Raw genomic sequence first — 14952 nt, 5'->3', positions numbered from 1 at the left:
TGAATGATCAATAAAAAGCTGTTTAATGGCTCATAATAGAATTAAATCATCATAAACCTAGCTATCAACCGCACGAACCACTGCTTAAACAATGCTCCGAACTAATTCTTGTATCCGTTATTATACGCTGACTTGTCTTAAATAGTCATACATCTCTCAATCGAAATCAACTTCTCTCTAGCTAGTAGATATAAAGCTCGATTGATTATAACCTTTCTTATAACCGTATAACTATCTTGATATGCAAGGTCGCGATATTAGCTGACCGACATCATCAAACAATCCGTAAAATCCGTTAACATATGGAACAGCAATCCAATTCCAATGATATTAAAAGGCTTACGAAGAAAGAGTAAAACAAAATACACTAGCATCGCATAATAAGTATGTAACGGATGAAAATTAATGCTACATCTATTTGCCTGAAATATTGGGTTTGCTACCAGATGATCTATATCAACCAACATGGTCGCAAGCAAAATCAGATATGCTTTTTTCCACTCTTTTTTAAAAAACGCAATCGCAATAAAAAGAGGGAAACCAAAGTGCAAAAAATAATGTATTAATGTCTGCATACTGACCTATTAGTTTTAGTCTTCTCTATATAAGACCATCAAAACCAATATTTATTAATATACTGACAGCACTAAAAGGCAACACCTCAGTGTCACCTTTGAATCATTGTCTACCGCACTACTGTTATATATTTCAATATTCTATAATTTCGATATCGACGCAAAGTTATATAAATAGCAAAACAAGCATAAAAGGTATAAACAATAAATGGAGCTCATATCGAGAATTGAACTCGAGACCTCTCCCTTACCAAGGGAGTGCTCTACCGCTGAGCTATATGAGCGTATATTGAAACCTTTGAGTTGCACTAAAAAAAATATCACGATGCAGCAATAATTACTGACTCTCGTGATGATTTATTGTTATGCTTTGCGATGGTGTATATATGGAGCGGGTGGCGGGAATCGAACCCGCGTCATTAGCTTGGAAGGCTAAGGTGTTACCATTATACCACACCCGCATTTACTCTTATTCAGGATAACTCTAATCGAGAGTTATGAGATATAGAGAGTATGCTTGGCGCTATGACAAACTTTAGAAAATATGGTGGTGGGGGAAGGATTCGAACCTTCGAAGCTTTCGCGACAGATTTACAGTCTGTTGGGTTTGACCGCTCCCCAACCCCACCTTAGGTTGCTTTGAACAAAAATGACTTACATTTAAGACAAATTCATAAAAAGCTACTTTAAGAGAGATGGTGCCGACTGCCGGGATCGAACTGGCGACCTACTGATTACAAGTCAGTTGCTCTACCAACTGAGCTAAGTCGGCTTGTTCTCTTAAAGTGGTGGCTATTCTATCAAATTTTTTGAGATGCGCAAGTACTTTTTCATCTTTTTTTAAATTAATTTGATATAAATATTTAAGTCACTGATTAAGCTGGTTTTTTTATAAACAAAAATATGACGATAAATTAGCTTTTTACTGGTAGCCTTTATTTTTGTCACATTACTGGCTATTTAATTAGCGAATACGCAAGCCATTACAGGCCATTTCTACCGCTTTTATTAAGGCCAATGCTTTTTTATTGGTTTCATCCCATTCTTTTTCTGGAATAGAATCAGCGACAACCCCTGCTCCGGCTTGAATATGTATTTCACCACGGCGCATCACCGCAGTACGGATAGCAATGGCCGTGTCCATATTACCATTCCAACCTAGATAACCAACTGAACCACCAAATACTGTTCGACGTACTGGTTCTATCTCATCGATAATTTGCATGGCGCGGATTTTGGGTGTGCCCGATAGCGTCCCAGCTGGGGAAGTGGCACAAAACACATCTAGTGCATCCTTATCAGCTCGTATCGTACCCTCAACATTAGATGCGATATGCATCACTTGTGAGTAGCGCTCTATAAACATCTTTTCTGTGACTTTAACACTGCCATATTCGCAAACGCGGCCAAGATCATTGCGACCCAAATCAATGAGCATCAAATGCTCCGCTGTTTCTTTCTCATCATTTAGCAGCTCTTGCTCAAGCGCGAGGTCTTCAGCCTTATCTCGGCCACGTTGCCGTGTCCCTGCTAGCGGCCTTACCGTCACCTTGCCATTTTCGATACGGGATAGGATTTCAGGAGAAGCACCGATAATATCAAAGCGTTTGTGATCATCGAGTGTATAGCCATGCACCAAGAACAGATAAGGCGACGGATTAAGGTAGCGAAGCGCACGATAGACGGCTAGAGAGTCGCCTGTATAGTCCGCTGTCAATCGCTGCGCTGGCACTACCTGCATGACGTCACCTGCGGCAATGTAATCCTTTATTTTATTGACATCGCTACAGTATTTTTCGGCACCTGTTTGCGATATAAATTTAGGCGTAGGCATTACAGGTGCGCGCAAATTGGATGGCTCTGCTAGCTTTTCTTCGATTTGTTCTAGCTCACGGATAGCTGAACTGTAGCCATCCTCAGACTGGCAATCAGCATAGACGATGATTGATAGCGTATTCTCTAAATTATCAAATACAATAATGCTCATCGAAAGCATCAGCCACATATCTGGCATCGACATTGGGTTGGCCGCATCAGATAAGCCGACACTTGGCTCAATAACACGTACCATATCGTAGCCAAAGTAACCGACTAGACCGCCACTAAAGCTCGGCATCGTCGGCACATCTTCAGCGGTTGGCATATGATATTGCGCCATCAGCTCACGTAGGTAATCAAAGGGATTCTCTACTGACTCTGTATCAATATGATCGTTTCGTTTGGTCGTCATATTGCCATCAGCGTACTGTAAAATCAGATCGCTACCCAATCCAATCATGGAGTATCGCGCCCAGCGCTCACCGCCTACCACAGACTCAAACAGATAGGCAGAGCCGTTTAGATCACGTACTTTGGAGAATACAGATACGGGAGTCTGCGCATCCATCAGACGTTTTTTTACTAGTGGTGCGTGACTAAAGCCTCTATCTCTAAAAGCTTGGTATTCTTCAAAAGTCATCATAACAACGCTCTCTTAGCACCTTATAGGCAATAATAAAACTATAAGCTGCTCTATAAAATATAGCGCCAATATTCGCTAAAATATCGACGCTATAATGAGTCATTTGTTTAAAAAACGGTAAGCACAACAAGGCTCTCTATCAAAAATCACGACAAAGACCTAGTGTAGATTTGAATTATGCACCGCCCATATTAAACAACCATAAGGCCAAACCGATAATTAGAATGGTCACAAATACCCATATAAACCAGCCACCGCTTGCTTTTTTCTCTACATGACCTGCATGGGCAGGGTTGCTGATTTCTTGATCCATCGCATTATTGCCTTCGGTACCAAGATCGCGCGGCTGCCCTAAATTAGCCGTGCCTGAAAACTGTGCACTAGCTGCCTGTTTGGCTTTTAAAACTTCAGGGTCAGCTTCTTCTTGTAACTCTGTTTTTGTCGTTTTGTCGTGTTCGTCTTGGACTACTGGCTCTTCATGCACTGCTGGCTGCTCTTCTACCACTGGCACGCTATCAGTAGATGCTGCCTGTGATGGCTCTGTAGACGTCACAGCTTCTGTTTCAGTTGCTGTTTCATCTACCCCTTCTGTGGCACCTAGCGTTTCTTCTACTGGCGTAGGCGATGCCGCATCCGCGTCAGACAGTACTTCATAGATACCTGTTTTTTTGACAACTGGCTCTGTAGCAACGGCTTCTTCAGTAGCTAGCTCTTCAACAGCTGGTTCTTCAACAGCCGGTTCAACGGTTTCGTGCGTAGGGGTTACTGATTCTTCGGTCATATCTGAGCCGGCATCTACAGATAAAGATTCTACAGGTACAGTATCATCTGTAGCAGGCAACATTTCTTCGATGCCAGTCTCTTTGATCACTGGCTCATTGCCTGTTTGCTCTATGATCGGATCTTCTTCAAGAACGCTTTCCTCAACTACTTGCTCTTCGGTCATAGGCTCACTGGCAGGAGTTTCTAGCACAGTAGCCGTGTCAGCATTCTCATGTGTATCTGCTACTGGCTCTTCTGTGGTCACTGGCGCTAGCGTTTTACTCTCTGACGTCGTCACAGGTGCAGTAGATTCCTGTACTTGAAAGCTAAAACTTGCAAAGCCAAGCGTATCGTCTGCCTTTAGATGACTAGATTCATTACCTGCAATACGTTGCTCATTGATAAACGTGCCATTAGAAGAATCTAAGTCTTTTACGTACAGCTGACCATCTAGCACACTGAGCACTGCATGGTTGCGAGAAACCTGCTTGCTACCTAGCACTACGTCGTTGTCACTACCACGACCTATAGATAAGCTATCACTAACCGTCAGTGTCAGGTCACCTAGCGCTTCCGTCAATGCATTTAGCTGCCAAGTTGTACTTGCTGCCGTATTCGTACTTTCTGTCTCGTTTGTCATGTTATAACTCCTTATTTTTCTATTGAATATCCAATGATGCTAAAAATAATAACTCTAAAATATTACTGCCAATTTGTGATAAGTATTGTCGCTATTTCTTTAATAATAGTTGCCTAGCACGGTTTATTAAGTACTTTCCTCAGACACCATACAGTATTTACTTTGGTATAAAGTGAGGTTTTATAACTTTGTCGAGCTTGTTATAGGGGATATTAAGAATAGGCATACCGTAAGCATATGGGCCGATAGAATAATGCTGGTAACGAATGCTAACGCCTGTATCAGTCAAGGTCACATTATCGCTCAACGTAAATGGCCAGTTTTTCTCATAACTGCTCACGTCTTCGGCAACCGTTTTAACCCACACTTTATATGCATCATAGGCAAGCGCCTTAAAACGAGGTTTTTTACCTGAGATAAGCATGTCGTCAAGCGTGACTTGCTTTTTGGTACTTGGGTCAAATACTAGGTACTCGCTATAAGGCATGCCGTGTGCACCGCCAGTATAGACGTAAGAGCTTATCTCAAACAGTTCAAAGTCATCGACATGACCTAGATAATTGGGCGCTACCATCAGATTATAACCCCATGACACATCATCAGGCATATCTTGGAATTGCGAACTCACAAAGCTATCAAGAGCATCTTTAACTTCTTTTTCGCTGATTTTACCCTTAATAGGTGCTGACTCTGTCATCTGACTATTGACGACTAAGTTATCGATACGGGCATTGGCAATCTCATCTATCCAGTTTTGACTGCTTTTGAGATATTTAACTTCAATCTCTGGACAGTTATCACGCTTGTCACATGTCTCTTGTATATTACTGGGTAGTTGATACGGTAGATATTCAGTGCTACTAAGAAAGCTTCCTGCATTTACCGACGTACTAACGGCACTTAACAGTAGGCTGCCAGTCAACATAGCAATTGAACGTCTCTGGCTTACCTTTATCGAAAATAGATCAGCCGATATCGATTTATCATCAGTTTGAGTCGTAGTGTGCATATGTCCTCTTTTATAAATATAAAATGTTGTTTATCATTCTACCGTAACAATTGCACTGTATTGTAGGAACACTGTTTGTGTTTTTAAGGTTCTGTTGACAACTAAATGCTTATCTCCTCGCATTTATCACATAAATAACAGACAATAAAAAAGACACGGCTAGCGTGTCTTAATAGATAAACAATACAGCGATGTGGCTGATTTTAATGCTCACGCGTACTGCTAAAAGTCACTTCTGGATAACGATCTTGCATCAACTGTAAGTTAACACGTGATGGTGCAAGGTACGTTAAATAACCACCACCATCTATTGATAATTGGTCATGAGCTTTCTTCTTGAACTTCGCCAATGCTACTTCATCATCGCAATGAATCCAGCGTACCGTAGCTATCGATACTGGCTCAAAGGTACATTGAACCTTGTACTCTTCTTTGAGACGATGCGCGACCACCTCAAACTGTAGGACACCGACCGCACCCAAAACCAAATCATTATTAATCTGCGGCATAAAGACCTGCGTTGCGCCCTCTTCACTTAATTGTTGAAGACCTTTTTGCAGAGCTTTTGATTTAAGCGGATCTTTTAGTACCACACGGCGGAACAATTCAGGAGCAAAATGCGGAATACCGGTAAAGCTTAACTCTTCGCCTTCAGTGAAGCTGTCACCGATGGAGATGGTGCCATGGTTATGCAAACCAATGATATCACCCGGATAGGCTTCTTCTAGCGCCTCGCGGTCACCTGCTAAAAAGGTCAGCGCATCAGCAATACGTACGTCTTTACCCAGACGCACATGTTTCATTTTCATGCCCTTCTCGTACTTACCAGAGCACACTCGCAAGAACGCAATACGGTCACGGTGACGCGGATCCATATTGGCCTGAATCTTAAAGACGAAGCCTGTAAAATCTGTCTCGGTGGCTGATACTTCACGCTCAGTCGTTGGATGAGCTTTTGGCGGCGGTGCATACTTGACTAAGGTATCAAGTACCATGTTTACCCCAAAGTTACCCAATGCCGTACCAAACAATACTGGCGTCATCTCGCCAGCCAAAAATGCGTCAACACTGAACTCTTCTAGCGCCATCTGTACCAGCTCAAGCGACTCTTCGAAAGCGTCAAACATCAACTGTCCTAGACGCTCACGGATATCTGGATAATCGTAGCCTTCTCGGGTCTCAGAGACCGTCATCTTGCCGCCATTACCTTTTTCATAAAAGTAAGTTTTATTTTCAGTCAGATGATAGACACCGATGAAGTCTTGACCCATACCGATAGGCCAAGTCACTGGGATACATTTGATTTTTAGAACGGCTTCGATTTCACTAAGCAACTCAAGCGGCTCACGAATCTGACGATCTAGCTTGTTGACAAATGAGATGATAGGCGTATCGCGCATACGACATACTTCCATCAGCTTGATGGTTCGTTCTTCGACACCTTTTGCACCATCGACCATCATCAGCGCACTATCCACTGCGGTCAAAGTACGATAAGTATCTTCGCTAAAGTCGGCGTGTCCTGGGGTATCTAGTAGGTTGACCATATGGTCTTTATACGGAAACTGCATGACAGACGTCGTAATCGAGATACCACGCTCTTGTTCCATGCTCATCCAATCTGAGGTTGCATGACGATCTGTCTTACGGCCTTTTACTTCACCAACTACCTGAATCGCTTGACCCCATAACAGGAGTTTTTCGGTCATGGTGGTCTTACCAGCATCGGGATGCGAGATAATGGCAAAGGTGCGGCGCTTAGCAACTTCTTTGTTTAATTTCTTTGGATCTACGCTCATAATTTTCAGCTTCAACAGTTATGTGATTTAGAAGTGACTCTAAATAAATAAAATAAATAATGGGCGTATTGTAGCGGATTTAGCATCAGGGTGCAGAATTAGCGTATAAAAAAACACGCTCCGTTATTTAAACGAAGCGTGTTTTTGGGCTTTTAAATTGCGATTATCCTGCTTGAGTAGCACGACTAATAACCATCAATTCATCTCAGTAGTAGCGTTCTATTTGCTCAGCTAGGAAGTCGCCAGCCACCTCATTAACAATTGTACAATCGACTACGTCAAAACGACTGTCTGTGTTCGGGTCAGTGCTACCTTTGGCGACATAGTTTGCCTCATAGACGTCTTTTCCATACTCAACACCGCTATATTCATAAGCAGGCTGATCATCGTATTCGAAAAACATGACTTGCGCGGCTTGTTGCTGATTGCCTACGCCCACTCCGAACTGAGAAGTTCTATGATCTCTATCAGCACTAAAGCGGGTTTTGGCCACTTCAATCCACCTCTCTATGGAGGCGTATCCAGTCTTGTTTTTATCATTAAAAGCCAAAAACGAACGCTCACTGGTTACCACAGGGATATAACAAACTGACCCTTCAGGAAAAGCAACATTGGTCGGAATTTCAGAATAGTTGTTTAAGTCGGTAATAATACCGTATCTATTGTTCACGTTTGTACTAGCAACATAGCTGTTCGCACGCAGCCCTGATAAGTTAAGTGTCTTATAAGTGGTTTGGTAGTCTAGCTGGTTATTGGTGTTTTTTTCATAGATGGGGCGTTTGACCGTCCGATTATTAACCTCGATGTCTTTGTTTTCAAGTCGACCCTCGAAGTCATCTGCCAGCACGGTTCTGTCTAAATCATTCAGGCTTTGGTTGCTATAACTGTTGATGAGATTGGTTGTTTTGATCTCGCGCGCACCAGTACGATACGTTTCATCAATTCGCGCAATTGCCGTAGCATTGGCTTTGCTATCGTAACTATTAGCAAAGCTTGTCAATGTAATCTCGCTACTAGCCGTCCCATAAGCGCCGTCTTCTTCTTCGCACCCTATCAAAGCAAGCGTCGTCACAAAGCAAACACTAGGTATCGCAATCCATCTATTCATCAAACAATGTCCTTATGATTCAGATTTCTATTATCCGTACTGATAACGTATATATGGCTCATTACCACTATTGTACCTCTTTGATGACGGTACGATAAGATTGTAAATCTAAAAACGAATAAAACTGTGCCCGAAACCTCATTTACAAACTAGCAGTATATATTTACTCTCTATGCACTGAGCTGCGTGAGCGATTTGTTATGCTAGGTTTCACGTTGAGATTTACCATTCAGATATAAACATAAAAACTCACAACAAAGGATGTGTTATGAAAACTCTATATTCTACCAAAGCAACTGTCGTGGGCGGCCGAGCAGGTTCAGTCAGCTTGAACGATAACGATCTTAGCATCAACATGGTACCACCAGGCTCCGGAAAAGAAGGTAATAATCCAGAACAACTTTTTGCCATGGGCTACAGCGCCTGCTTTGATAGTGCACTTGGTGCAGTCAAACAGATGGAAAAGGCAAAATTTGACTCGACTACTTCAATAGAAGTAGATTTACTACAAGGCGAAGGCCACGAATATAAGCTTGCAGCCAAAATTCATGTCATTGGTGAAAATACAGACTTGTCAGCGGATGAGTTTCAACAGTTAGTTGAAAAAGCACATCAAGTATGCCCATATTCGAAAGCGACCAGCGGTAACATCGATGTCGAAGTCTCTTCAGAAGTAAGATAACGCATCCAAAGACTCATTATCAACGTCTATTGAATGGCAAGTAGTTGATAGTCATCAGACAAAAAAGAACTCAGTTTATCTGGGTTCTTTTTTTGTCTTTAGCAATTTATTTATCCTAAAAATGAAATATCGAAAACTCAGTGTAGATTTCAATAAAAAAGAACACGATAGAACATCTAGTAACGGTTAAGCAGTTCGGCACGCGCTAATTTTATCGTTATAATAAGCGTATATATTTTTATCTAATAGCTGATAAGTGACTTTTATGACTGATGACATAGCTGACAATACCACCGATAACGACCACAACTCTCACCAAGCGCTTGACCCCAAAGCATTACCAAACTTCGATACCATGCCTAACGTGGCGCTGATGGATACCAGTCATGTAGACAAAGATCAGCCGCCTTTTATTTTGGTTGATGGTTCCTATTATCTGTTCCGCACTTATCACGCCTTGCCAAAAACCATGCAAAACTCGCAGGGTCTAATCACCAATGCGATACGCGGTACACTCAACGCACTACTAAAGCTGATGCGTCGCTATCATCCTACTCACATGGCTGTTTGCTTCGATACCAAATCACCGACTTTTCGTCATCATATGTCTGCTGATTACAAAGCTGCTCGTCCACCTATCGATGTCGAGCTAGTAGAGCAAATTCCTTATATTCATCGTTTGGTCACTGCATTAGGTATTCCGCTGTTGCGGATCGAGGGTGCAGAAGCGGATGATATCATCGGTACACTTGCCCATCGTGCTGTCGAGCAAGGCCATCATGTGGTCATCTCAACGGGTGATAAAGACATGATGCAGCTGGTCAACGACTGCGTAATATTGGAAGACAGCTTTACAGGTAAAGTCACGGATACGCCAGCGGTAATCGATAAATTTGGCATTAACCCAAATCAAATGATCGATTTCTTAACGCTAATGGGCGATGCCTCTGACGGCATCAAAGGCGTACCTGGTATCGGTAAAAAGACCGCTAAAGACCTGCTCGTTGAGTATGGTGATATCGAAAACATGCTCAAGCATATCGGCTTTATCAAAGGTCGCGGGGCGAAAGGTCTGATTGAGCATGCTGACGATATTCCTTTTAACAGAAAGCTTGCTACCATCGTCACTAACTTAGCCATCGGTCAAGATTGGAATGATCTAAAAATCAATACCGACCCTTGTGCGCATATAGATGAATTGCGCGACTTATATAATGAGCTTGAGTTTAGAAATGAGCTGGCATCGCTTGATCATCCCAATCACCCTGCCAATGGCTCTAAAAGTGTTGCTGATAGCCAAGCCAATACTGAGTCACAGGCACAGGTGGCAAAATCGCTCCAATCCACCAAGAGCGACAAAATCAAAGACAGCGCTAACCATAATAAAGCGTGGCACACTATACTCGACGAGCCAGCGTTTGATAGCTTGGTCGAATTGTTAGAAGCTGCTCCTCATTTTGTCATTGATACCGAAACTACGAACGTTCATTGGCGTGACGCACAAATTGTTGGTTTATCCTTTGCGTTGCAAGCACACGAAGCATATTACATTCCGCTTACGCATAGCCTAGAAGGTGATGAGCTAACTGCCAAGCAACTTGATCGCGATACAGTATTAGCTCGCTTAAAACCTGTCTTAGAAAATCCTAATATCGGTAAAATCGGTCAGCATCTAAAGTATGATGCGCATATCCTCGCTCGCTATGATATCGACCTAGTTGGCGCCATACATGAGCAGCCAAATAACTGGGCAATGGACACCATGCTTGCCAGCTATGTCATCAATGCGGCAGCCACTCGCCACGGTATGGATGATTTGGCACGTCATTATTTGCAAACGCAGACCATCAGCTTTGAAGATGTGGCAGGTAAAGGCGCTAAGCAAGTTACCTTTGATCAAGTGAGCATCGATATCGCGAGCGACTACGCATGTGAAGATGCTGATATCACCTATCAATTATTTGACGTGTTCAGCGTTGAACTGGCTAATGATGCCAATAATGCCAAATTGTTACACGAGCTAGAGATTCCAACGGCAGAGATACTTTGCCAAATGGAAGCGCATGGTATTTTGATTAAACGTTCATTCTTAAACGAGCTATCAAAACGTTTCGATGAAGAAATCATCGCCCTAGAGAAGCGCGCCTATGAAGTGTCAGGTGAAGAGTTTAACTTAGGTTCTCCTAAGCAGCTCGGTGAGATGCTGTTTGAAAAGCTAGGCGTCGCTGGTGGCAAAAAAACCAAGTCTGGTCAATACTCGACTGGTGAGGCGGTACTATCAAAAATCGATCATCCATTGGTCGATATTACGCTAGAGTATCGCGGACTATCTAAGCTTAAAAGCACTTATACTGATGCGCTAGATAATGTCGCAGATAGCGAAACCGATCGCGTACATACTAGCTACCATCAGGCATTAACGAGCACTGGTCGTTTGTCATCGACAGATCCTAACTTACAAAATATCCCAATTCGTACGGCGACTGGTCGTCTCATTCGTCAAGCTTTTATCGCACCAGAAGGCCGCGTGATTCTCGCAGCGGATTATTCACAAATTGAATTGCGTTTAATGGCGCATTTTTCAGGTGATAAAAACCTAACTCATGCCTTTAACGAAGGGTTAGATATTCACGCGGCCACTGCTGCCGAAGTGCTTGGTAAGGATGTCGCTGACGTCACTTCGACTGAGCGTCGTAATGCTAAAGCCATTAACTTTGGTCTACTATACGGGATGAGTGCCTTTGGACTTGCCAAGCAGCTACAGATGAGCCGCGGCGAAGCACAAGACTATATCGATATGTACTTTGAGCGCTATCCAGGCGTCAAAAACTATATGATCAATACTCGTGCAAGCGCCTATGAGCAAGGTTATGTCGAAACAATATTGGGCCGTAAGCTCTATACGCCTGATATCAATCACAGCAACCGTATGGTCAAACAAGGGGCTGAGCGTGCTGCGATTAACGCGCCACTACAAGGCTCTGCTGCCGATTTAATCAAGCTTGCTATGATTGCCGTTGATAAAGTGCTGCCAAAAGAGCAAGCCAAAATGCTGCTACAGGTTCACGATGAACTGGTGTTTGAAGTGGATGCCGATAAAGTAGACGAAGTTAGCCAGCTGATTACTGATGCTATGCAAGATGTATTGACGACTACGGCAGTAGAAAAAGGCTGGAATGTCGACTTTGCAGTACCTTTACTGGTCGAGACTGATAGCGGTCAAAACTGGGATGAGGCGCACTAGACATTAACTGTCACTAACTGCCATTTTATCAAGCGTGTAAGGCACGATTATTTATATATTTTACAGATATGAGAGTTTTTGATAACTGATACTACAATGAGTCATTATATATTGTTTATATTAACAATCACTTATGACCAGCTAGTTATATTTCATAACAGTAATGTCTAGGTACGGGGTTTATAATAGGTCATCTGTTAAACACTAACTATTCGATATTTTTGCTTTAAAGTGAGCCTTTGGGCTCACTTTTTTGTTTTTAACACATTCTTTTTGATACGCAGGAGTCATTTATTTTGAGCTCAGATGGCATCATTGAAGTCCCTGGCATTATACTTTTGATAGCATGCCTGTTGCGTATTTTACAATATGTTATGAAAAGTCATGTCAAACAAATTAAGGCTTTTTGGCTGGCAGCCGTACTTATATTTGTTTCTGTCATTCGTCGAGAGTTGAACTATCTACCAGACTTACTGGTTCCAAGCGACTTTTCGATGCTTGGTCAATCTTATGACTGGTGGGAGGACAGCGTCCTTACCGTTATCTATCTCGTCGCGCTTGGTTTGCTGGTCTACTCAAGGCATTACCTATGGGCAGTGCTAAAAAACGTGCCAGTTTCGCTCTATCTTAGCGTTACTGTACTTGCTGTCATTCAGTACATGGGCGAGAACGCTATTATGTTCCCGCATACATTTGGTGAAATTGTCGAAGAGCTGGCTGAGACTGCCATTTATGGTATCGCCTTGGCCTATTTATGGCGATTTAAACTGGCTAACTATGAGTCATGTCTGGTTCAGAAGTTAAATTATAAGTTCGACCACGCCAATAATTAAAATTATAAGTGTTATTATTTAGCAATCTGGCTATCGTACAAAGCCTTAGCATAAATTTCATAAACAATTACGGCTACTCATTTTGAATAGCCGTTTTGCGTTCTAATCACCGTCTTACATTTTTTGAACATCCTGTCACACCTTACTACTAGTGAAAAGTTGAATAAGCGTACAAACTGAGAAGCATATTATCTACATTGCAATAAGCGATGCTTTAACAAGCCAGCGCGATATTTTTACTTTTAATGATGGCGACATTTAATAATTACAATAAGGAATTATTCATGGAAAACTCAAAAAATCCACTACCAGAAGAGATGGATCATATTGACGGTAATCGTCGTGATAACAATGACAGCGTCGATAACTTAGATAACTTAGATAATTTAGATAACAATAATCAGGATGAGCAAGACAACCAATTGGTTGATTTAGACAATCCTATGCTGCATACCATCGATAACGATGATGTGATTGATAATAGTGCAGGATTTAATAACTCAGAAGTCGGTAGTGATGCGACCCAAGGACTAACACCTGCGCATCGTCAAAATATCGATGAGTCACGCGTTGATGAGATTTTGGTTCAGGATAACCTCGATGACAGCGATTATCCAGATGCGATGGATATTGTTGATAGAGAAGCGGCCGAACGTAGCAACGATGATGATTTTTAGAACTTAATACGATTGTTAATTTACCTCTCTAAACCAAAAAAGCACGCTTAACTATATTAAGCGTGCTTTTTTCATTCTACTATTCAACTTACTAAAACAGCGACTTTCGACTGTCTAAACCCAGCCATCTAGCGTGCCAGCCCAACCTTTCACCAATGGCAAACTCAACGCTTCAAGCAATTCAATATGTGTCTCATCAAGGTTTAATGCAGGGATATAATGATACTCTTGTCCGCCAGCATTGAGGAAGTTATCACGGTTTTCAATGGCCAACTCCTCTAATGTTTCTAGACAATCTGCTGAAAACGCCGGACTGATCACCTGTACCGAGCGCACACCTGACTTACCCCAATCCTCCAACACCACATCGGTATACGGCTTGACCCACTCTTGCTTACCAAAGCGTGACTGGAAACTGATAATCCATTCATCTTCTGTCAGGCCAAGTTCATGCGCCACTTGCGCAGCCGTACATTTACAGCGTTTAGGATAAGGATCACCTTTATCAGCATAAGGCTGCGGAATACCATGAAAACTAAACATCAACTTTTCAGGCTTGCCATGCTTCTCTTGGAAACGGCGAATAGAGTTGGCCAAAGCTTGAATATACAGCGGATGGGCAAAGTAGTCTTTGACAATCGTATAATTTGGCAAGTTGCGTTGCTTGAGCGTCCACTTCGTCAGCGCATCATATACGGCACCGCCTGAAGAGGCAGAGTACTGTGGAAACAACGGCAGTATGACAAAGTGATCAACCCCTTCACCACGTAGCGCGTCCATGACATCAGGCAAACCAGGATTACCATAGCTCATCGCAGGATGCACAGAGACACGAAACGGTGCCACACTATCAGCCAAACGTGGTTCTAATAGCTCAACTTGGCTTTTTAGTATTTTACGAATCGGTGAGTCACCTTCCCAAATGCTCGCATAAGCCTTTGCTACGCGTTTAGGACGACTGGGTAAAACAAACAAATTGAGAATAATAGCCCATAGGAATTTGGGAATCTCAATCACTCGTGGGTCTGACAAAAACTGTTTGAGGTAGCGACGTACGGCAGGTGCCGTTGGCTCATCTGGCGTACCAAGATTCACTAACAAAACGGCAATACGTGGGGGCAATTTAGGTTTCATAGCAGCACTTTATTAGCAGTAAGTTATT

The 14952-nt window shown here is 42.5% G+C and carries 11 protein-coding genes and 4 tRNA genes; 4 read left to right on the top strand and 11 right to left on the bottom strand.

The genetic code is table 11. The features are described 5' to 3' along the window. Positions 1 to 257: 257 nt before the first annotated feature. The 10 genes from CXF60_RS01710 to CXF60_RS01665 form a co-directional block, all read right to left on the bottom strand. Positions 258 to 575 (bottom strand): DUF6122 family protein, encoded by a 318-nt coding sequence (locus tag CXF60_RS01710; RefSeq protein WP_102090523.1) that lies wholly within the window; start codon positions 573 to 575, stop codon positions 258 to 260. Between the two features lie 209 nt (positions 576 to 784). After that, a tRNA-Thr gene (locus tag CXF60_RS01705) sits at positions 785 to 859 on the bottom strand. Positions 860 to 962: 103 nt separating this feature from the next. Continuing rightward, positions 963 to 1036, bottom strand: a tRNA-Gly gene (locus tag CXF60_RS01700). An 84-nt stretch (positions 1037 to 1120) separates the two neighbouring features. Then, positions 1121 to 1204: transfer RNA gene (locus tag CXF60_RS01695), tRNA-Tyr, on the bottom strand. 67 nt (positions 1205 to 1271) lie between these two features. Beyond that, a tRNA-Thr gene (locus tag CXF60_RS01690) sits at positions 1272 to 1347 on the bottom strand. 192 nt (positions 1348 to 1539) lie between these two features. Then, positions 1540 to 3036, bottom strand: coding sequence for an anthranilate synthase component I family protein (locus CXF60_RS01685; RefSeq protein WP_102090522.1), 1497 nt, complete (start codon positions 3034 to 3036; stop codon positions 1540 to 1542). Positions 3037 to 3211: 175 nt separating this feature from the next. After that, the gene (locus CXF60_RS01680; protein ID WP_102090521.1) at positions 3212 to 4438 is read right to left on the bottom strand and encodes an FHA domain-containing protein; all 1227 of its coding nucleotides are present in this window, start codon (positions 4436 to 4438) and stop codon (positions 3212 to 3214) included. A 157-nt stretch (positions 4439 to 4595) separates the two neighbouring features. Further along, complete coding sequence (locus CXF60_RS01675) at positions 4596 to 5447, bottom strand: RsiV family protein (RefSeq protein WP_102090520.1); 852 nt, start codon at positions 5445 to 5447, stop codon at positions 4596 to 4598. A gap of 203 nt (positions 5448 to 5650) precedes the next feature. After that, a complete protein-coding gene (locus CXF60_RS01670; RefSeq protein WP_102090519.1) occupies positions 5651 to 7246 on the bottom strand; it encodes a peptide chain release factor 3 in 1596 nt (531 codons plus the stop codon). Between the two features lie 205 nt (positions 7247 to 7451). Beyond that, a complete protein-coding gene (locus CXF60_RS01665) occupies positions 7452 to 8354 on the bottom strand; it encodes a hypothetical protein (RefSeq protein WP_102090518.1) in 903 nt (300 codons plus the stop codon). Between the two features lie 268 nt (positions 8355 to 8622). On the opposite strand from CXF60_RS01665, the gene CXF60_RS01660 reads away from it, so the two are divergent. From CXF60_RS01660 to CXF60_RS01645, 4 genes are all read left to right on the top strand, one after another. Then, entirely contained in the window at positions 8623 to 9036 is a 414-nt protein-coding gene (locus CXF60_RS01660; RefSeq protein ID WP_102090517.1) for an organic hydroperoxide resistance protein, read from the top strand. A 265-nt stretch (positions 9037 to 9301) separates the two neighbouring features. Next, on the top strand, positions 9302 to 12280 hold the full coding sequence (polA, locus tag CXF60_RS01655; RefSeq protein ID WP_102090516.1) for a DNA polymerase I: 2979 nt from the start codon (positions 9302 to 9304) through the stop codon (positions 12278 to 12280). Between the two features lie 374 nt (positions 12281 to 12654). Then, entirely contained in the window at positions 12655 to 13113 is a 459-nt protein-coding gene (locus CXF60_RS01650; RefSeq protein ID WP_180958064.1) for a hypothetical protein, read from the top strand. Between the two features lie 284 nt (positions 13114 to 13397). Beyond that, entirely contained in the window at positions 13398 to 13790 is a 393-nt protein-coding gene (locus CXF60_RS01645; protein WP_102090515.1) for a hypothetical protein, read from the top strand. Between the two features lie 114 nt (positions 13791 to 13904). On the opposite strand, the gene hemH is transcribed toward CXF60_RS01645, so the two are convergent. Next, the gene (gene hemH / locus CXF60_RS01640; RefSeq protein WP_102090514.1) at positions 13905 to 14924 is read right to left on the bottom strand and encodes a ferrochelatase; all 1020 of its coding nucleotides are present in this window, start codon (positions 14922 to 14924) and stop codon (positions 13905 to 13907) included. Positions 14925 to 14952 lie beyond the last annotated feature (28 nt).

The organism is Psychrobacter sp. 4Bb (assembly GCF_002836735.1).
Taxonomy (GTDB): Bacteria; Pseudomonadota; Gammaproteobacteria; order Pseudomonadales; family Moraxellaceae; genus Psychrobacter.
Note: the sequence above shows the minus strand (reverse complement) of the source record. Positions and strands in the feature narration are given on the sequence as shown.

Excerpts from the sequence above, each read along its gene's own strand:
- CXF60_RS01710 (WP_102090523.1), bottom strand. The coding sequence starts at position 575 with ATGCAGACATTAATACATTATTTTTTGCACTTTGGTTTCCCTCTTTTT.
- CXF60_RS01685 (WP_102090522.1), bottom strand. The coding sequence starts at position 3,036 with ATGATGACTTTTGAAGAATACCAAGCTTTTAGAGATAGAGGCTTTAGT.
- CXF60_RS01680 (WP_102090521.1), bottom strand. The coding sequence starts at position 4,438 with ATGACAAACGAGACAGAAAGTACGAATACGGCAGCAAGTACAACTTGG.
- CXF60_RS01675 (WP_102090520.1), bottom strand. The coding sequence starts at position 5,447 with ATGCACACTACGACTCAAACTGATGATAAATCGATATCGGCTGATCTA.
- CXF60_RS01670 (WP_102090519.1), bottom strand. The coding sequence starts at position 7,246 with ATGAGCGTAGATCCAAAGAAATTAAACAAAGAAGTTGCTAAGCGCCGC.
- CXF60_RS01665 (WP_102090518.1), bottom strand. The coding sequence starts at position 8,354 with ATGAATAGATGGATTGCGATACCTAGTGTTTGCTTTGTGACGACGCTT.
- CXF60_RS01660 (WP_102090517.1), top strand. The coding sequence starts at position 8,623 with ATGAAAACTCTATATTCTACCAAAGCAACTGTCGTGGGCGGCCGAGCA.
- polA (WP_102090516.1), top strand. The coding sequence starts at position 9,302 with ATGACTGATGACATAGCTGACAATACCACCGATAACGACCACAACTCT.
- CXF60_RS01650 (WP_180958064.1), top strand. The coding sequence starts at position 12,655 with ATGAAAAGTCATGTCAAACAAATTAAGGCTTTTTGGCTGGCAGCCGTA.
- CXF60_RS01645 (WP_102090515.1), top strand. The coding sequence starts at position 13,398 with ATGGAAAACTCAAAAAATCCACTACCAGAAGAGATGGATCATATTGAC.
- hemH (WP_102090514.1), bottom strand. The coding sequence starts at position 14,924 with ATGAAACCTAAATTGCCCCCACGTATTGCCGTTTTGTTAGTGAATCTT.